This window comes from Lactobacillus sp. ESL1191 (genome assembly GCF_058504435.1).
Genome location: NZ_CP196365.1, coordinates 958,477 through 977,148, shown reverse-complemented (window position 1 = coordinate 977,148; position 18,672 = coordinate 958,477). Strand labels below are relative to the sequence as shown.

At 44.6% G+C, this 18,672-nt stretch carries 19 protein-coding genes, 1 tRNA gene, 1 pseudogene and 1 other annotated feature; of the genes and pseudogenes, 19 read left to right on the top strand and 2 right to left on the bottom strand.

Annotated features, from left to right (window positions below; translation table 11 throughout):
• Positions 1-49: 49 nt before the first annotated feature.
• A tRNA-Arg gene (locus ACSYSN_RS05100) sits at positions 50-123 on the bottom strand.
• A gap of 264 nt (positions 124-387) precedes the next feature.
• Between ACSYSN_RS05100 and ACSYSN_RS05095 the strand changes: the two genes are divergently transcribed.
• The 16 genes and pseudogenes from ACSYSN_RS05095 (at position 388) to ACSYSN_RS05020 (ending at position 14,851) form a co-directional block, all read left to right on the top strand.
• Positions 388-2,175, top strand: coding sequence for a DUF2207 family protein (locus ACSYSN_RS05095; protein WP_491711840.1), 1,788 nt, complete (start codon positions 388-390; stop codon positions 2,173-2,175).
• An 88-nt stretch (positions 2,176-2,263) separates the two neighbouring features.
• Positions 2,264-3,576: pseudogene (locus ACSYSN_RS05090) on the top strand (DUF2325 domain-containing protein).
• A gap of 148 nt (positions 3,577-3,724) precedes the next feature.
• Complete coding sequence (locus ACSYSN_RS05085; protein WP_491711839.1) at positions 3,725-4,558, top strand: YitT family protein; 834 nt, start codon at positions 3,725-3,727, stop codon at positions 4,556-4,558.
• An 88-nt stretch (positions 4,559-4,646) separates the two neighbouring features.
• Positions 4,647-4,725, top strand: a sequence feature (ribosomal protein L21 leader region).
• Positions 4,726-4,738: 13 nt separating this feature from the next.
• A complete protein-coding gene (gene rplU, locus ACSYSN_RS05080) occupies positions 4,739-5,053 on the top strand; it encodes a 50S ribosomal protein L21 (RefSeq protein WP_491711838.1) in 315 nt (104 codons plus the stop codon).
• A gap of 13 nt (positions 5,054-5,066) precedes the next feature.
• A complete protein-coding gene (gene rpmA, locus ACSYSN_RS05075; RefSeq protein ID WP_491712907.1) occupies positions 5,067-5,357 on the top strand; it encodes a 50S ribosomal protein L27 in 291 nt (96 codons plus the stop codon).
• A gap of 143 nt (positions 5,358-5,500) precedes the next feature.
• Entirely contained in the window at positions 5,501-6,610 is a 1,110-nt protein-coding gene (locus ACSYSN_RS05070; protein WP_491711837.1) for a M24 family metallopeptidase, read from the top strand.
• Between the two features lie 72 nt (positions 6,611-6,682).
• A complete protein-coding gene (efp, locus tag ACSYSN_RS05065; protein ID WP_317636955.1) occupies positions 6,683-7,252 on the top strand; it encodes an elongation factor P in 570 nt (189 codons plus the stop codon).
• Positions 7,253-7,271: 19 nt separating this feature from the next.
• Positions 7,272-7,727, top strand: a complete 456-nt coding sequence (locus tag ACSYSN_RS05060) for an Asp23/Gls24 family envelope stress response protein (protein ID WP_491711836.1) — start codon at positions 7,272-7,274, stop codon at positions 7,725-7,727.
• Positions 7,705-8,103 (top strand): transcription antitermination factor NusB, encoded by a 399-nt coding sequence (nusB, locus tag ACSYSN_RS05055; RefSeq protein WP_317636953.1) that lies wholly within the window; start codon positions 7,705-7,707, stop codon positions 8,101-8,103. The genes ACSYSN_RS05060 and nusB overlap by 23 nt, the downstream gene beginning before the upstream one ends.
• A 51-nt stretch (positions 8,104-8,154) precedes the next feature.
• The gene (locus tag ACSYSN_RS05050) at positions 8,155-9,003 is read left to right on the top strand and encodes a tetrahydrofolate dehydrogenase/cyclohydrolase catalytic domain-containing protein (RefSeq protein ID WP_491711835.1); all 849 of its coding nucleotides are present in this window, start codon (positions 8,155-8,157) and stop codon (positions 9,001-9,003) included.
• Positions 8,993-10,357: an exodeoxyribonuclease VII large subunit gene (gene xseA / locus ACSYSN_RS05045; protein ID WP_491711834.1), complete on the top strand. Its 1,365-nt coding sequence runs from the start codon at positions 8,993-8,995 to the stop codon at positions 10,355-10,357. Before ACSYSN_RS05050 ends, xseA begins: the two co-directional genes overlap by 11 nt.
• Positions 10,338-10,580, top strand: a complete 243-nt coding sequence (locus ACSYSN_RS05040) for an exodeoxyribonuclease VII small subunit (RefSeq protein WP_491711833.1) — start codon at positions 10,338-10,340, stop codon at positions 10,578-10,580. Before xseA ends, ACSYSN_RS05040 begins: the two co-directional genes overlap by 20 nt.
• 1 nt (position 10,581) lies before the next feature.
• Positions 10,582-11,448 (top strand): polyprenyl synthetase family protein, encoded by an 867-nt coding sequence (locus ACSYSN_RS05035; RefSeq protein WP_491711832.1) that lies wholly within the window; start codon positions 10,582-10,584, stop codon positions 11,446-11,448.
• 1 nt (position 11,449) lies between these two features.
• Positions 11,450-12,262, top strand: a complete 813-nt coding sequence (locus tag ACSYSN_RS05030; protein WP_491711831.1) for a TlyA family RNA methyltransferase — start codon at positions 11,450-11,452, stop codon at positions 12,260-12,262.
• Between the two features lie 9 nt (positions 12,263-12,271).
• Entirely contained in the window at positions 12,272-13,960 is a 1,689-nt protein-coding gene (gene recN / locus ACSYSN_RS05025; RefSeq protein WP_491711830.1) for a DNA repair protein RecN, read from the top strand.
• 102 nt (positions 13,961-14,062) lie between these two features.
• Complete coding sequence (locus ACSYSN_RS05020) at positions 14,063-14,851, top strand: GNAT family N-acetyltransferase (RefSeq protein WP_491711829.1); 789 nt, start codon at positions 14,063-14,065, stop codon at positions 14,849-14,851.
• 50 nt (positions 14,852-14,901) lie between these two features.
• On the opposite strand, the gene ACSYSN_RS05015 is transcribed toward ACSYSN_RS05020, so the two are convergent.
• Positions 14,902-15,177 (bottom strand): hypothetical protein, encoded by a 276-nt coding sequence (locus ACSYSN_RS05015; RefSeq protein ID WP_491711828.1) that lies wholly within the window; start codon positions 15,175-15,177, stop codon positions 14,902-14,904.
• Between the two features lie 216 nt (positions 15,178-15,393).
• Here ACSYSN_RS05015 and gmk point away from each other — a divergent pair, with 216 nt between their 5' ends.
• From gmk to priA, 3 genes are read left to right on the top strand one after another with little or no spacing between them, the layout of a single operon-like run.
• A complete protein-coding gene (gmk, locus tag ACSYSN_RS05010) occupies positions 15,394-16,008 on the top strand; it encodes a guanylate kinase (protein ID WP_317636944.1) in 615 nt (204 codons plus the stop codon).
• Position 16,009: 1 nt separating this feature from the next.
• Positions 16,010-16,219 (top strand): DNA-directed RNA polymerase subunit omega, encoded by a 210-nt coding sequence (rpoZ, locus tag ACSYSN_RS05005; protein WP_317636943.1) that lies wholly within the window; start codon positions 16,010-16,012, stop codon positions 16,217-16,219.
• A 50-nt stretch (positions 16,220-16,269) separates the two neighbouring features.
• Complete coding sequence (gene priA / locus ACSYSN_RS05000) at positions 16,270-18,669, top strand: primosomal protein N' (RefSeq protein ID WP_491711827.1); 2,400 nt, start codon at positions 16,270-16,272, stop codon at positions 18,667-18,669.
• The last annotated feature ends 3 nt before the right edge of the window (positions 18,670-18,672 follow it).

Below are 18,672 nucleotides of genomic sequence, written 5' to 3'. Positions count from 1 at the left end.
GACATCACAGCGTTTTCTGTTTTTCAAGACTTTTAAAAGATGTTAGAAATGATCCGGGTGAGATTCGAACCCACGACCTACGGTTTAGAAGACCGTTGCTCTATCCAGCTGAGCTACCAGACCAGGCGTAATTTAATGTTCTGCGCTAGAACATTAACTATTATAGAAAAGATTCAAGCCAATTGCAATCAAAAGTTTTGTTGTCATTCAATTCGCCAATGGTCAGCTAAAGGGGAGTAACTTTTTTTAAAAACGCAACTAATCATATAAATGTATATGGATGATTGTGTTAGGTATGTTAGCGTATGTAAAACAAAGATTTTTATGTCTTTTCAGCAGATAATCTGTATAATTAGAGTAAATTACTATATTGATGGTGGAAAATATATGAAACGAAAAATTCTGAAAATATTGCCGCTACTAGCAGTTTTCGTAGCTGTTTTAGTCCATAGTCAGCCAGTTCGGGCCGAGGTTGATTATGACCTTGAAAACAACGTGGCAATTGCCCAAGTCAACAATGATGGTTCGCTCACAATGAAGCGGCAGATTACTTATAAGTTCAATGATAACGCCCGCGGAGTCTACTATAAGCAAAACCTGGGAGTAGGCCAGACCATTGCTAATGACCGCGTGCTGGTCCAAGACAATAATGAAGCAAGTAGGCCCGCCCAGAAATATACGATTGAGCGCTCTAATGAGGGCTATCGTTTTAAGGTCTACCATGCAGTAAGCAAGGGCAACCGCTTGACGGTTACCTATAAATACACGATTAAGCGCGCTGTTACTAATTTTCGTGATACGGCTGAGTTGAACTTTATAATTATTGGTAATGGCTGGGACACAAACCTAAAGCACGTTGAAGCTAAGGTGCTTTTTCCGGGGCCAGTTAAGGGGCTGAAGGCTTGGGCTCATGGCCCGCTTACCGGTAAGATTAAGGTCTTACCTAAAAAAGGCCAAATTATGATGACTGTAGACAACCTTGACGGACATACCGGGGTGGAGGTTCACACGATCTTTCCAATCAGTGTTACGGCTGGTAACCAGCGGGTAGTTAACGAGGGTCACCGGCAATATGTCCTGGATCAAGAAGCCAAACTTGCCCGCGAGGCCAACCACAAACGGTGGCGTGACAATATCTTTTACTTTGGCCTCCTGGCAATTAGCCTAATCAGCGGTCTACGGGCCATCTTTGTAGGTTTTACGGCTAAGCAACAAGGCTTTAAACCGACCAATCCGGCCTTACTTCCCCATAATTATGAATTGCCGCAAGTTGATCCAGTTTCTGCTCAAGTCCTGGACCGGGGTGCAGAACCTGATAGTCGCGCCTTTACCGCCTACTTGCTGGAGCTCGCCGTGCAAAAGAAAATCAAAATTGAAGATTACCAAGCAGGACGTAAGACATTCTATCGGATTACTTTGTTAAAAGGCGAAATAACCAAAGAAGATCCACTCCTCGATACTCTTTTCAATAGTTTGGGAGATGGTAAATCCTTTACCACTGACCAGTTGAAGCATTATCATGGCAAGCAACTAGGTAAAAGTTTCGATATTTGGACCAAATACGCGTACAATGACGTCGCTGATCGCGGCCTGCTTTCTTTAACTCAGGTTGAGCTGGCTAACAAGTTCAAGGCTAAAATTATCATTGCCCTTTGTATTAGTTTTAGCACAACTCTCCTGGCAATAATGTTGTTCAAACGGTTTGTTGGGCCAGTGGTTTTAGGTGAAGGGCTAATCCTTGTCTTGGGTATTATCAGCTTAGTGGTTGGTTCCAAGCGCATTGGTATTTACACTGCAGCAGGTGCAGACGAGACCAACAAGCTGCGCGGCTTTAAGCACATGCTACAGGACATTGGGCGCTTCAATATGCGTGATGTTGGTGACCTCGTGCTCTGGGAAGACATCATGCCCTACGCTGTGACCTTTGGCCTGGCAACTAAGGTAATTAAGGAAATGAAGGTTGAGTTTACGGATCAAGAATTAGCACAAAGCACTTTCTACAATGATCGCTGGCTATATTACAATACTGGTCAGGAGAGTTTTGCGGAGAGCTTTAATACTAGCTTTTTATCAGGAGTGGCAACCGGTTCTTCTGCTGCTGGGGGATCATCTGGAGGTTTTTCGGGTGGTTCATCCGGTGGTTTTGGAGGTGGCTCTGGCGGAGGCGCCTTTTAACCTAAATAAGTGAAAAGTACGGTCTGGCTTTGTGCCAGGCTTTTTTATTGCTATACTAAGTAAAACGGTTGAGGGACTAGGAGACAAGATGTTTGATTATCGTAATCACTTAAAGCAAATTTTAGAGCGAACGACAGGAGATGATCGCAGTCTGCGTAACGGCCTGGCGGCTATTAAGCTGTTATTAGGGCTAGCCGACGATGAAAGTGGTGCAACGGCGGCTAGCCGGGCACCAGAAATCAGGGTAGACCAGGCGCAACTCAATCAATTGTTAACTAGTCTTACCAAGCTAGTCCAAAATCCAGCTGATGCGTCAGCTCAAAATGTTGCTATTAGGACACTTCATCAACTAATGCGGGCTCCTGAAAGCGAGTCAACTTGGCGGCAAAATCTGACCAAACTGGAAGAAGCACTGCGTGCGGCTAAGACTAGCCAGGAAACAACTAACCGAAAAATCTTTGAACAGGCCTTGCAGGTAACTAAACCGCCTCACTGTGACTATCGCAAGGGCAAACGGTACACGGTTATTCGGCTTTTGTCTGGTTGTGACCTAATTAATACTGGCAACCGGCGGGTATATACTTTGGCAGAGAGTCAAATTCATGCCCTAAATTTAAGCAGTGGCGATATTGTGGAAGCGGTCCCGGCTATGAAGCAGAAATTTTGCGAGTAGTCGGACATCGCCAGCTTGCTAGCATGGAAGTCGATCAAATTTCTACGTTTAAGTATGCCGTGGTTCAGGGTCGCGCAGGACACTTGGCAATTAGTCGCAATGTCAAGGGCGAAAAGCTAAGAATTCGCGGTAAGTCAGTGCTTTTACCAGTTGATGCGAGCTGGTATCAAGAAGGTGGACAGGGTCTTAGCGATGGTTCAATTGTTGACTTGGCTTGGTACGATGGTGATGTTCGGATCAAAAAGAATCCCGCAGCGGCTGTTCGGATACGCTGGGTTTACCAGGTTGAGCAGGCTGAGCGAGCAGCTCGCCCCCTCAAGAAAAAAGCCAAGCAGGATCGGCAACTTGAAGAACTGCCGCGCTTAGATCTGGATTTGCATTATCAGCGGGTAGGGATTGCCGTTGGCAACAACCAAAATGAAGCGATACTAGAGGGTGCGGTTAGGCGGTACCATGGTCTTCCGTTTGCAATTGATGCCTTCCAAGGCAAGCGGAAGGTAATTGAACAACAGCTTAAGGATTTGGATATCGTCATTTTGGTAACAGCCTTCGCTGCACACGATAGTACACGGAATATTAGCGAATATGCTAGTAAATACAATATTAAGTTTGCCGTCAGTTCTAGCAAAGGTTACCAAGCCTTTGAGCGGGCCTTATACCGTGCTGAAAAGGGTCTGCCTGCTTACGAAGGCAATCAGACCATTGATTACCGCAGGCTTGAGCACTAATGCTAAATGGAGGTGGTAAGGGTTACTAATGATTAAATTGGGGGTCAGCCGTAACCCTTAAGAAAAGGTTATACCCTTGCATATTCCTTGAGTAAATTTGTTATTTTTTAGTACAATAAAGATAACATTTTAATGAAAGGAAGATGAGATGAAGACACAAAAACACACTTGGCAATATTGGCTATTTTTTCTGGCAGGTCTGGAAATAATTGCCATTGCAATCAACTTTTTTTACGCGCCAATCAACATTGCGGCAGGAGGTTCGACGGGAATTTCCATTCTAGTTGATGCCGTTTGGGGTATTAATCGCTCTTTGACCGTCTTTGTGGTTAATGCCCTGATTCTGGTACTGGCCGTAATATTTTTGGGTAAAGAAACACTCAAAAAGGTGGCTTTAGGCAGCATGCTTTTGCCGGCGCTAATGGCCATTACGCCCAGCTTTAAATTGACTTCCAACAACGTCCTGGCCGTGATTTACGGCGGTGTTTTGATGGGGGTCGGGGTCTCTATGCTATACCGCATTAACGCCTCAGCGGGTGGTACCACAATTCCGCCGCTAATTATCAAAAAATATTTTTATGTCGAACCAGCCTTGTCCCTAATGGTGATTGACCTTTCAATTATTGTTTTGAACCTTTTTGTAGATGGTACTGAAGCTTTTCTGTTAGCAGCCTTTTCCCAAGTAATTACCACAATTACGATGCGCTACACGGAAACCGGCTTTGACAAGAAGTACCAGGTGCGGATTATGAGTAATCGCAAGCTTGATGAAATTCGGGACATGCTCCAAAATGATTACGATGGATTGACTGTTTATAATGTGGTTGGTGGATATAGCGACAAGGACATGCAGCAATTGGTTATTGTGGTTGACACTAATGAATATGGTCAGCTGGTTGCCAAAGCTCGGGCAATTGACGCAGAGGCCTTTATTGTTACCGAAAACATCGCCAAGGTTCACGGCGGTAAGTGGCAAATCTAAAAAAAGCGCAAGTACTGTAATGGTACTTTTTTTATTGCTAAATTGGTTGAGCAGTAGTATTATGAAGTAGTTGTATTTGTGGAGACCTCCACATCTGCAACCGCACAGTTTGGGGTAAGAAGTCTTTTTACTAAAAAGCACCCCACTTGGCGAGTCTAAGTATTTTTTGGAGGGTAGTAAATGTACGCAATCATTAAAACCGGTGGTAAGCAATACAAGGTTGCTGAAGGCGATAGTGTTTTTGTTGAAAAGCTTGACGTTGAAGAAGGCCAGAAAGTCACCTTTGACGAGGTAATCCTGGCTTCTGATGGCAAGGACGTTAAAGTTGGTACACCATTAGTTAAGGGTGCTAAGGTTGTTGCCAAGGTTGAAAAACAAGGCAAGGAAAAGAAAGTTGTTACTTTCAAGTACAAGCCCAAGAAGCACTCACATTCAAAATATGGTCACCGTCAACCTTATACCAAGGTTGCTGTTGAAAAGATTGAATTAAGCTAGAGGTGAAATGATGATGAATATTTTAAATCTTAAATTATTTGCCCACCATAAGGGGGGCGGTTCTACTGCCAATGGTCGTGATTCAGCTGGTCGCCGTCTGGGCACCAAGGCTGCTGATGGTCAAACAATTCATGCCGGCACGATTATCTACCGTCAACGCGGTACTAAAATTCATCCGGGCAAGAATGTTGGCCGGGGCGGTGACGACACTTTGTTTGCATTAGTGAACGGCGTTGTCAAATTTGAACGCAAGGACAAGTACAGAAAGCAAGTTTCTGTTATCCCAGTCGAAGAAGCTAAGTAAGTTAGTTCTGCTAAGAAGACGAAAAGCATACGCTTCTCGTCTTTTTTGTTTTTTATTTTTGGCCAGTAATTGTTAAATAAACAAGCGAGTGAAGAGCTTTAGCGGTAAAATAAAGACGCGTTGCCAATAAAGGAGGGTTCGCTATGGAAGAGCAAGACGAGCTATTAACACTTTTAAATAGACGGATTAATAAAGTAAGTGGATTGATCAAAGAACGCGGTGCAGACGGCCTGCTTATTTTCAACCAGGCGAATTACCGGTACTTGACTAATTTTACTGGTGAAGAAGCGCAGTTGATTTTGACGGTCAGGGGTGATCGGATATTACTGTCTGATTCGCGCTTTGCTGGTCAGATTAAGGTTGAAGCACCTGGTGAACTGAGCGTGATTATGAAGCAATCAGATCAAGATGCCGAAATCACCAGGCAGTTACAAGCGGCTGGTTTGAAGAAGGTCCTAGTTGAAGGCGAATTTGTCTCTGCAGTGGAATTCACGCATTTACAAAAACTGAATCCGCAGATTGACTTTGAATTATCTGAAGAACTGGTTGAGCAGGTACGCAACGTCAAGGATGACCTAGAACTAGCAACGCTGCGGAGGGCAATCGACATTTCAATGGATAGTTTCAATGAAATCTTGCCCCTAATTAAGCCGGGTGCAGTAGAACGCAATATTGGTGCCAAACTAGATTACTTGTTTAAGATTAATGGTGGCGATGGCCCCAGCTTTGACACGATCATTGCCTCGGGGGTCCGCTCGGCTTGGGCCCATGGGGTTGCCAGTGACAAAATGATTGCAGACGGCGATCTGGTAGTTGTCGACTTTGGTGCCTTCTATCACGGTTATGCAGCTGACATTACGCGGACAGTGGCGGTCGGTAAAGTAGAACGTAAATGGCAGCAAATTTATGATATTGTGCATGAGGCGCAGCGCCGGGGAATTGCCGCTGCGGTAGTGGGCAACTGTGGTCGCGATGTCGACCAGGCCGCGCGGGACTACATTATCGAACAAGGCTACGGCCAATATTTCGGTCATGGTATTGGTCATGGTATCGGTTTAGAGATTCACGAATTGTGTCAACCAGCACTGCCTTTTGGTAAGCAAGAACTGGTGAACAATATGGTGCATACTGTTGAGCCCGGAATTTACTTGCCGGGCCAGGGCGGGGTCAGAATTGAAGATGATATCTTAGTTCACGATCAAACTCCCGAAACACTCTCAAGTTTGCCCAAGGACGAGTTAATTTCTTTATAAAAGTTAAATATTATTGATAGTAAAATCACGTATGAATTGGTAAGATATTACTATGGAGATGAGGTACTTAAGATGACAATGATTTCAGTTAATGAATTTAAGAATGGTCTAACCATCAAGCATAACAATGACTTGTGGCGAATAGTTGAATTTCAACACGTTAAGCCTGGTAAGGGGAGTGCTTTTGTTCGTTCTAAGCTCAAGAGTTTGAACTCCGGAGCAGTTCAAGAATATACCTTTAGGTCAACTGCCAAGGTCGAGACTGCAGAAATTGAAACAAAGGGGATGCAGTACTTATATAACGATGGCGCTAGCTATGTTTTCATGGATACTGCAACTTATGACCAATTGGCTATTCCAAATGACCAGATAAAGGATGAAGCTAAGTTCTTGAAGGAAAATATGGATGTCAGTGTCATCATGCATGAGGGCAAAACCTTGGGTGTGCAATTACCCAACACGGTTGAGTTATCAGTTACAAAAACAGAGCCCAATATTAAGGGCGATACGTCTTCAGGCGGTGGTAAGCCTGCAACAATGGAAACTGGCTTGGTAGTCAACGTACCCTTCTTCATTAATGAAGGTGACGTGTTAATTGTTAATACGGTCGATGGTTCATACGTATCCCGTGCAAATAAGTAGTTTTACGAGGTTAAATAAAATGGCAGATAGTTCAAAAATTGTCTTAAATGGACAAAATAACGGTGATGAGATCGAAATTGATTCAAGTGTTCTGGAAGTTATTATGGGCATTGCTGCCGAAAAAGTAGACGGCGTTGCAGCCTTACATGGTGATGTTAGATCAGGGATTAACCGCGTCTTGGGGCGTGAAGATCGGGGCCGCGGGGTCACGGTCAAGCTTGATGACGACCGCAACTTGATTGCAGATGTCTATGTCAGTGTAGTTGCAGGTGGTTATGTACCTAAGATTGCCATGAACTTGCAAAAGTCTTTGAAACAGCAGGTTTTGCAGATGACTGACCTGACTCTTAAGGAAATTAATGTTCATGTCGTGGGGCTTGAATTTACTGAAGATGAAGAAGATGACAGTGGTACTTCAAAACTATTTTCGGACATTGATGAAAAGAGTAGCAATGAATCAACACGAAAGTCGTAGAGTGGCAATGCAGGGGGCTTTTTTGGCTAATCAGAATCCTAAACTGACTCCTGCCGAAGTTGAAACGAAAATTGTCGCCGTCCTCAACTTAAGAGAACTCTCGGCTTATTCAAAGACAGTCATTGAAGGTGTCGTGGAAAAGCGAGATGAGTTGAAGGGTCAGCTTGCCAGTTACTTAAAAAAAGATTGGCGGATTAACCGCATTAATCAGATTTCACTCGCTATTTTGGAAGTTGCCTTGTACGAGATTGAGTACAGCAAGGAAATTGAACCTAGAGCAGCAATAAATGAGGCTTTGAACCTGTGTGATGAATTTTCCGACCCCAAGAACAAACCCTTTATTAATGGAATCTTAGCGAATTTTATCGCAAAATAACAAGTAGTCGGCTTTAGGCCGACTATTTTTATAGAAAAGGGATGAAGAGCAATGGCCCAACTCTTGAATGGTAAGTTGCTAGCTAGTCAACGAGCTGCTAAACTTACAGAAGAAGTTAATAAGTTAAAACAGCAGGGGATTAAGCCCACGCTTTGTGTAATTAACATTGGCAATGATCCAGGCAGTAAGATTTACTTGCAAACTAAAAAAAGGCGAGCAGCTGAAGTAGGGATTACGCAGAAGCTTTATCAGCTGCCCGCGGAAGTGGATCAGGCTAATGTGGTAAAGTTAATCGACCAGCTTAACGCGGATAAAAGTATTAATGCGCTAATGATCCAGTTGCCAGTTCCGCATCAGCTTAACTTGAATGAAGCTCTGGGGCGGATTATCCCTGAAAAAGACGTGGATTGTTTGACCCCCAGTAACGTTGGCCGCTTATGGCGCGGCGACCACTTTGTCGAACCTGCTACTGCACACGGTATTCTGGCCCTGCTGGACCATTATGACCTTGATCTTCATGGTAAAAACGTGGTGATTATTGGGCGTAGTAGTATTGTGGGTAAACCCTTGGCTGCGCTCTTGTTAGAGCGTGATGCAACTGTTTCAATTTTGCATTCTAAGACTAGGAACTTAGGTGAATATACCAAAAATGCTGATATTTTAGTTTCAGCAGCCGGTCAACCAGGCCTGGTTAAGCCTGGAATGGTTAAGCAAGGAGCAGTGGTCGTCGATGTGGGGATTAACCGGGTCCACGGCCAAACAGTTGGCGACGTTGATTTTGCTGACGTAGCCCAGCGGGCTAGCTATATTACTCCGGTTCCTGGAGGAGTTGGTCCGTTGACGGTGGAAGCATTGATGGAACAAGTGGTTGGGCTAACAAGGAGGCAAAATGGAAGATAACAAATATCTCACCGTTTCAGATTTAAATTATTATATTACGCAAAAATTTAAAAATGATCCCTACCTGCACAAGGTTTTTTTGCAAGGTGAATTATCTAACTTTCGTTTTCGCCGTAACTCTCACCAATACTTTTCGCTCAAAGATGAAAAGTCTAAGATTAATGTGGTGATGTTTCGGTCCCACTTTGACCAAGTCAAGTTTAAACCGGAAGAGGGTATGAAAGTATACATTACCGGTTATGTTAATGTATACGGCCCGCAAGGTTCTTACCAGTTTTATGCGGAATCGATGGAGCCTGCTGGTCTAGGCGCACTGTATGAACAGTTACAACAACTGCAGAAAAAGTTGGCCCAAGCAGGTTTGTTTGACCAGGGTCATAAGCGGCAATTACCGCACTTTCCCGACCACATTGCCGTGGTTACTAGTGCTTCCGGAGCAGTTATCCATGATATTTTGGTTACTGTTAACCGCCGCTTTCCTCATGCCCAGGTTGACCTGTTCCCAGCTCAGGTGCAAGGCGATCGCGCGGCTGACTCGTTGGTAGGGGCAATGAAGCAGATTGCTGATGCTGGTGACAAGTATGATGTGATGATTATTGGCCGCGGCGGGGGTTCGCTCGAGGATTTGTGGCCATTTAATGAGGAAGTGGTGGTGCGGCAAGTTTATGCAATGGCGATGCCGGTTATTTCTTCCGTTGGCCATGAAACGGACACCACCTTGTGTGACTTGGTTGCGGATGTTCGGGCAGCTACTCCTACTGCAGCAGCTGAATATGCAACCCCCAATTTACCGGATGAATTAGCTGGTATTCACCAGCTGCAAAGTAGACTGCTGGTAAGTGTCCAAAACATTATCCGGGTACGGCGGGAAGCGCTCAAGCGCATCAATAGTGCAGTAATTATGCGTGAACCAGCACGACTTTATGACGAACAGGCACAGACTTTGGACCTGTTGCGTGACCGCCTGCATAACACCATGCTGCACCAACTGGAACGTGAGCGGCAGGCTTACCAGTTGACCCAGCAAAAACTGATTGCAGTTAATCCCGGCAAAAGAATCGCGCAAATTTTGCAAGAAGAAGGCTTTTATCAGCAAAAATTAATAAGCAATATGCGCCAACTTTTACGAGAAAACAGGCACAGACTAGCCCAATCAGCTCAGCAATTAGATGACTACAGTCCCTTGAAAACGCTTGACCGAGGTTACTTGTATGCCACCAAAGACCGTGAGACGGTTAGTTCAGTTAAACAAGTCAAGCAAGCGGATGAGCTCAGTCTTCATTTTAAAGATGGGCAAGTAGTAGCAAGAGTTACAGCAGTTAGGAGAAATAAAAATGCCAACAAAGAAAAATAGTTTTGAAGCAGAATTAAATCAGTTACAGCAGATTGTCAGCAACCTTGAAAGTGGTAATGTACCCTTGGAAGATGCCTTAAGTGAATTCCAGACTGGAGTGAAACTTAGCCGCGAGTTAAACAAAAAATTGACTGCCGCCGAGGAAACTGTCGCTAAACTAATCGATAGTGACGGAACCGAGCACCAAATTGACCCCAATAATGCAGCAGCACCGGAAGAATAAGATGACTTTTAATGAATTTAGAGCAAAATGGACACCGGTAGTTGATGATTACTTGGCAGCGCACCTGGCTAGTGAGATTGATGAGGTCAAGCTTAGCCAAATTATGACCTACTCAGTCATGGCTGGGGGTAAGAGATTACGCCCGCTGCTCTTTTTGGCTACACTTGATGCCATAAATCACCACATGACGGCCCAGGACATCCAAATTGCGGGTGGAATCGAATTGATTCACACGTATTCCCTAATTCATGATGATTTGCCAGCAATGGATAATGATGACTACCGTCGCGGTAAGCTGACCAGCCACAAGAAGTGGGGCGAGGCCGAGGCGATTTTGGCTGGGGATGCACTATTACCACTTGGCCTGCAGTGGATTGCAGAAGGTAGTGAATCAGCTGACTTGGTCAAGATTATGACCCGTGCAATTGGTGCTAACGGAATGGTAGGCGGTCAGTATTTAGACATAGCTGCGACTAATAATGCCACTGTTGCTACCGCTACTGACCTAATTAACCGGATGGAGTGGCTTAAGACAGGATGCTTAATTGTTGCTAGTGTAGAAATGGCGGCAGTCGCTGGTTGCGCTAGTGCAGCCAATAAAGCCAAACTGCTTGCTTTTGGTCGGGCCTTTGGTCGATCCTATCAAATTTATGATGATTTGGTTGATATTGTTGAAACAAGTACAGCAGCTGGTAAGGCCACCCATAAGGACCAGGAAAATGGCAAGCACAACACTTTAACCATGCTGGGGGCAGAGCGCAGTCGTACAGAATTACGAACACTAATCAAAGCCGCACAGACTAGCTTAACTGGTTTGGACAGCGGTATTTTAGCTGGCTTTCTCGACCTATATCAGAAGGTGCTCTAAAATGGCTAAAAAACGAGCAGATGTAATACTGGCCAAACAGGGGCTATTTCATTCCCGGACCCAGGCCCAGCGGGCAATTATGGCGGGACTTGTTTCCGATCATAACCACCAGCGCATTGATAAAAGTGGCAGTAGTTTTCCCGCAGATGAACACTTCTTTATCAAAGCTTCGCACAAAAAGTACGTTTCGCGCGGTGGTTTTAAGCTGGAAAAAGCCTTAGCGGCCTTTGATATTGACTTGACCGGCCGTACTTGTTTGGATATCGGTTCTTCAACCGGTGGTTTTACCGATGTTGCCTTGCAGAATCGGGCCAAGCTGGTTTATGCCCTTGATGTCGGTTACAACCAGTTGGCCTGGGAATTGCGCGATGATCCGCGGGTAGTAGTAATGGAAAAGCAGAATTTCCGTTACAGTAAACCAGCGGACTTTACTAAGGGCGTGCCAGACTTTGCAATGACTGATGTCTCCTTTATTTCGCTTGATTTAATTATGCCGCCAATGTTTGCAATCTTACAGGATGGCCGTGATGCAGTGTGCTTGATTAAGCCGCAGTTTGAAGCAGGACCAGAAAACGTGGGTAAACATGGTATTGTTCATGATCATGCGATCCACCGCGCCGTCATTCAGCATACGATTGAGCAGGCGCTGGCCTGCGGTTTCAATGTGTTGGGGGTAGACTATTCTCCCATTAAGGGTGGTAAGGGTAATATTGAGTTTTTAATTCACTTGCAAAAAAGTAGTGAGCAGGGTGGTCAACTTTGGTGGACCGGAACACCGGAAGAAGTTGTTGAACGAGCGGTAGCTGAGCTTTAGGAGAAGAAGATGCTAGTTGAACTGGATATTAAGAACTTCGCGATTATTAAGGCACTGAAGGTTCGCTTTCAAGAAAATATGACGGCCCTAATTGGAGAAACCGGTGCTGGTAAGTCGATTATTATTGATGCGGTGTCACTCTTAATGGGTGGTCGCGGGCAAAAAGAAATGATTCGTAGTGGCGAAAAAAAGGCGGTTGTGACGGGTCTATTTGATGTTAATCAGGGAGCGGAACAGATTACCAAGCTTTGCGCTCAATATGGCTTGCCAGCTTCCGATGGCCAACTCGTCATCAGCCGGGAATTAACCAAGGGACGCAGCGTTGTGCGCATTAACGGTCAGTTAACGACGACCAACGTGCTGCGCGAACTAGGCAATTACTTAGTTGATATCCATGGCCAGAATGACCAGCAGATCCTAATGGATCAAGACCGACAAATCGACTTGGTGGATAATTATGCTCCACCAGAATTCAAAGACCGGTTGGCGCAATACCAGGTAGACTTTAAAAAATGGCAAAACTTGTCAACGCGGCTAGAACACCTACATCAGGATGCCCAAGCACTTGCTCAAAAACAGGATATTTTAACCTTTCAAAATGATGAACTAACTGCTGCTGACTTGAATGATCCTGAAGAAGATGAGCAACTTGAACAAGAATATACTGAGCTCAACAATTACCAAAAGATTGTTGAAACAGCTAATTATTTAATGCAGTTATATGACGACGATGAACACGGTCTTGAAGCGCTACTGGGCAACGCCCAAAGTGCTGCTAATGAATTGGCAGAATACGGGGACAAGTTTAAGGACATCGCTAAGACAATTGATGACGGTGTCTTTGCGCTGAGTGATGCACGTAGCGCGTTAACTAATGTTCTCGATGGAATGGACTTCGATGGTGAACGCTTCCAGTATGTCTCTAACCGCCTCGACTTGCTTAATTCACTCAAAAAAAAGTATGGTCCGACTCTGCAAGATGTCTTTACCTTCTATGAAAAAGTGCAGGATGAACTGAGCCACTATGAAACAGGGGGTTTAGACGAGGAAAAGTTGCAAAAGCAGCTTACCGAACTCGAAGACAAATTGACCACGGAAGCTGCAGCTTTACATGAAACTAGGAAAAAAGTTGCTGATCAGTTGGAGGAGCAAATTAAGCAGGAACTAGCTGATTTGTATATGGCCAAATCCCGCTTTGCCATCGCTTTTTCTGCTGCTAAATCGTTTACCAATAAAGGTACGGATGAACTGGTTTTTTTGATTGCTCCTAACCCCGGTGAAGAGTTACTACCACTGGTTAAGATTGTTTCCGGAGGTGAGCAATCGCGGCTCATTTTGGCCCTCAAGGCTATTTTTAGCAGGGTAGAGCCAGTTGCCACCATGATTTTTGATGAAATTGATACTGGTGTCTCCGGCCGTGTTTCAGCTGCAATCGGACAAAAGTTGCACTCGATCGGTGAGCATAAACAGGTGATTGCAATTACCCACTCGCCACAGGTGGCCGCCGCTGGTGATCAGAAATACCTGGTAGCCAAGGAAGTTAAAGAAGGCGCTACCTATACCCAAATTGGCCCCTTGACGCAAGCAGAAACCGTTACGGCAATTGCAGAAATGATGGCCGGCAGTAATGTTACTAAGGCGGCCAAGCAAAATGCCAAGGACTTAATGAAGAATTTTAACAGGAAAAAGAAAAAATGAATTATGTTGAAAAAGTTAGCCTTAACCCTACCGAAGTAGCGCAGGCTAAAGAATTAACCCAAAAGGTCCATGCAGCTGATGGCACCTATGAAGATATCTATATTGAGTAATCGCTATAATTATTTCGCTGAAATGCCAACCTTTGTGCTGGCTTATGAGGCCAGCAAGTTGGTAGGTCTGACTATGCTCTATGCCGATGATGAACCAGACGAAGTGGTTGATGTGCATCTTGAAGTGGCTCCTGATTTTCGGCGGCGCGGAATTGCTAAGGAAATGCTAGTGCGGGCACAGAAAATTTTAGGTGGCTATGGTTATCACAACTATAATTACGTTTCTGAAAAAAACTTCTTGGAGCAGAACTCAGACTTCTTGCTAAAGACGGGCTTAGTAATTAAGGACCGCACATATAACATGCGCATCAAATGTCCGCAGCGGGTTGGTCCAACTGATCAGTTGGACCAGCCGTTAGCAGTAAATGAGTTAAAACAAGCTGATGTAGCTGAAGTTGCTAAGTTCCACAGTAAAGCCTTTGGCAGTAACCTAACTTCATCGATCAAGTATATCGAAGAAGGGTTGCAAGATGAAGAAACGAGCAGCTTTGTGTTGCTCTACCAAAACAAAATTGTGGGCTATTGCGCCGTTGAGTTGGGCAGTTATGATTATTTCTTTGGTTTGTTTATTGCCCCGGCGGTTCGTAATCGCGGCTTTGCCACCTTTTTTGTCAAAAAAATGACGCAGCTTCTTCAGCAAAAGGGCTCAAAGGAATTTGTCTTGGACGTTGAGACAGATAATACTGCAGCAATTCATGCGTACCAGAATGCTGGCTTTAAGATCAATGGTGAGACAGATTACTTGGAGCAGAAGGCAGGTAAAAGTTCCGATCTTATGTAAAATTTGCTAGTAATTAGTCAAACTTCTGTTCAAGTTATAGAAACATGTTTTTAGGCCAGATCAATGCGGAAAATATCATCGAGATCAACCACATGCAGTAGTTTTTGATTAGCTGAACGCAAGACGAAGCGGCCAACTGAAAGACGTTTGGTAATTTGACCAATTTCACAGCGGCCATCGCGATAACTTAGCAAGACATCTACCCGATAGAGCATTGCCCGATCGAGCGTTGTGAGAATTTCATGTTGATATTGGCTGTAGATACTCAATTTTTCGTCATCATAGGCAAATAAGTAATGATAGATTTTTTTTAGTGTATTTTTCATCTGGTCACCCTGCAAATTTTCGAACGCTTGTTTGATTAATTATATTATAAGAACATTTGTTTTAAAAAACAAGCTTTTTGCGAAAGTTTATTTTAGTTGATCGAGAAATTTTGATTTTTTTCTTGCTAATCAGCGATTGTTTGAATAGTCAGAACTTGAAAAACTTTCCCTTTTAGTGCAAACTAGAGGTAATTGCTTTGGATAGGGGAGTATGGCATGGCAGAAAAAGGTTTGTTACTTGTCCTTTCGGGACCTTCTGGAGTTGGCAAAGGAACCGTTAAAAGTGCGATTGTTGATAATAAAGTTTTTCCATTTGAATATTCGGTTTCAATGACAACTAGAAAGCCCAGACCAGGTGAGGTGGACGGTCAGGATTATTTCTTTGTCAGTGAAGCCCAATTTAAAGCGGCTATTGACCAGGGGCAGTTGCTAGAGTACAACCAATATGTCAACCATTATTATGGTACCCCACTTGTACCAGTGAAAAAGATGCTGGCTGAGGGTAAAGATGTCTTACTGGAAATTGACGTGAATGGTGCCCGTAAGGTACGAGAAAAGATGCCAGATGGGGTCTTTATCTTTTTGACTCCACCGGACTTGCACACTTTGCACCTGCGCCTAGAAAACCGGGGTACGGAACCAGAAGACGTGATTATGGGTCGAATTAATCAGGCCCGTACCGAAATTTTGGTTATGCAAGACTATGACTATGCTGTGGTTAATGATACAGTGGCCAATGCGGTTGACCATATTAAGGCAATCGTAGATGCGGAACACGTTAGTGTTAAGCGCGTTATTGACACTTATCGAAAAATGGTTAGGGAGAATTAAGATGAGAGTTACATATCCATCAATTGACAAATTATTAGACCGCGTGGATTCACGCTATTCATTATCTGTGCTAGCGGCAAAACGGGCACATGAGTTAGAAGACGGTGTTCCGGAGGCCTTAAAAGAATACCAATCATTAAAGCCGGTTGGTAAAGCCTTAGAAGAAATAGAAGCTGGCAAGGTTACTGTTGATTCTAATCAGATTGGTTAAATTTATGACCCCCATCCAAAAGATGGAGGTCATTTTTTGAAGGTGATTGCATGATTGCGCAAATTATTGTTGACATTGCAGCTAAACAGACAGATCGCATTTTTGAATATCATGTGCCAGACGAACTAACCGAACTTGAAGTGGGTTCGCGTGTTTTTGTACCTTTTGGTCCACGTAAATTGCAGGGCTTTGTGGTTGGCTTAACCAAAGAAAGTCACTTTCAGGGTAAGTTAAAGGATTTACTGGTGGTGGTCGATGAGCTGCCACCGCTGACGCCTGAGCTAGTTGACCTATCAAAAGCGCTAGCTGATGAGATTTTTGCTTATCGCATTGCGCTTTTGAAGGCAATGCTGCCGCGGGTAATGCGCGCAAATTACCGCAAAATCTTGACACCGGTGTCAGCAGCAGCTAAGCGGCTATCTTTTTTTAGCGGTGATCCGGTAGATCTGAACAAGATTACTGATAATAAAGAAATCGCCTATATTCGCAAGCTCTTGCGCAGCGGCGACGCAGAAGTTGAATATATCGTTGAAAATCGGGCACGGGTCAAGACCCAAAGCTGCTACGCTGCACCTTTGGCGGTAGCCCAATACCGTAAAATTTATGAAGGTCTACGCGCCAATGCCTTAAAGCAGCAACAATTATTAATGTACCTAATTGAGCACAGTGATGATTTTCCCATGCTGCAGCATGACCTGGAACGTGCTGCTGGCGTTCAAACTGGGACGCTAACTGCTGCCGTTAAAAAGGGTTGGCTGAAAAAAGCAGCAACTGAAGTCTATCGAGATCCACTGGCAGAATTCAATGAGCAAACATCGTCGCCAGTCAAGCTGCGCTTAAACCAGGACCAGGAAGCTGCTTTGCAGCAGATCAAGCCGGCAATCGAAAACCAACAAGCCCAAACTTTTTTGCTTGAAGGTGTAACCGGTAGTGGCAAAACCGAAGTTTACTTGCACGCAATCAGTCATGCCCTGTCTGCCGGTCAAAATGCTCTGATGCTTGTACCAGAAATCTCGCTGACCCCGCAAATGGTTGACCAGGTTCGGGGCCGCTTCGGCAGCGAGGTTGCTGTTTTACACAGTGGCTTGTCCGAAGGCGAACTCTACGATGAGTGGCGGCGCATTCGGCGCGGCGAAGTGCGGGTGGTGGTTGGTGCCCGCAGTGCCGTTTTTGCTCCGCTAACTAATATTGGTCTGATTGTCATTGATGAAGAGCATGAAGCGACCTATAAGCAGGAGGATAACCCGCGTTACCATGCTCGAGATGTAGCTATTTGGCGGAGTAAGTATAATTCTTGTCCGTTAGTCCTGGGCAGTGCAACACCTTCATTAGGCAGTCGCGCCCGGGCACAAAAAGGCGTTTATCAACTCTTGCAACTGGCTAAGCGTGCTAACCAACAAGCGTTGCCAGAGGTTCAGGTAATTGACTTAAAAAAGACAAATTTTAGTGGAACACAATTTGATCTGTCGAATCAACTGGTTGACGCAATTAAAGTTCGCCTAAAACGGCAAGAACAGATTATCTTAATGCTTAACCGGCGAGGCTTTGCCAACTTTATGCTGTGCCGGGAATGCGGTTATGTAATGCAATGTCCCAATTGTGACCTGTCACTGACCATGCATAAAGATACGGGGCAAATGCAGTGCCACTATTGCGGTTATACGATTCCTATTCCGCAAACGTGTCCTAATTGCCAGAGCCCTCAAATTCGTTTTTTGGGAACAGGTACGCAAAAGGTGGCAGAAGAGTTGCAAGAGCTGGTGCCGGAGGCGCGGATTTTACGGATGGATGTTGATACGACCAGGCGGAAAGGCAGTTTTAAAAAGATGCTTGATGCCTTTGGTGACCACGAGGCTGATATTTTACTAGGTACCCAGATGATTGCTAAGGGGCTAGACTTTCCCAATGTCACACTGGTTGGAGTGGTTAATGCCGATACGGGTTTGTGGCTTCCTGACTACAATGCCTCCGAGCGCACTTTTGAGCTTTTGACTCAAGTTGCTGGTCGGGCTGGTCGCTCAGCCAAAACGGGTGAGGTGCTTATCCAGACCTTTAACCCCGACCACTATGCAATTAAACTGGCGCAAACGCAGGATTATGAGCGCTTCTATGCGTATGAAATGAAAGTGCGCCGCGCCGGGAATTATCCGCCATACTTTTATACCGTACTTGTTTCTGTGGCCGCGAAGAAGGCTGAAAATGCAGCCAAAGAAGCTTTCAAGATCAAGACTCAACTTCAGCAGAACCTGCAGCGCTCAACTATTATCTTGGGACCGGCGCCGAGTACAATTTCACGCTTAAAAAATCAATATTATTATCAAATACTGGTAAAATATAAAAAAGAAGATAATTTAAATAGTTTATTGCATCAAATTCAGGCTTCCGCTCAGAAGGTGAAGAGGTACGGCTTAAGTATCTACATTGATAACGAGCCTGAAGGAATTATGTAAAAA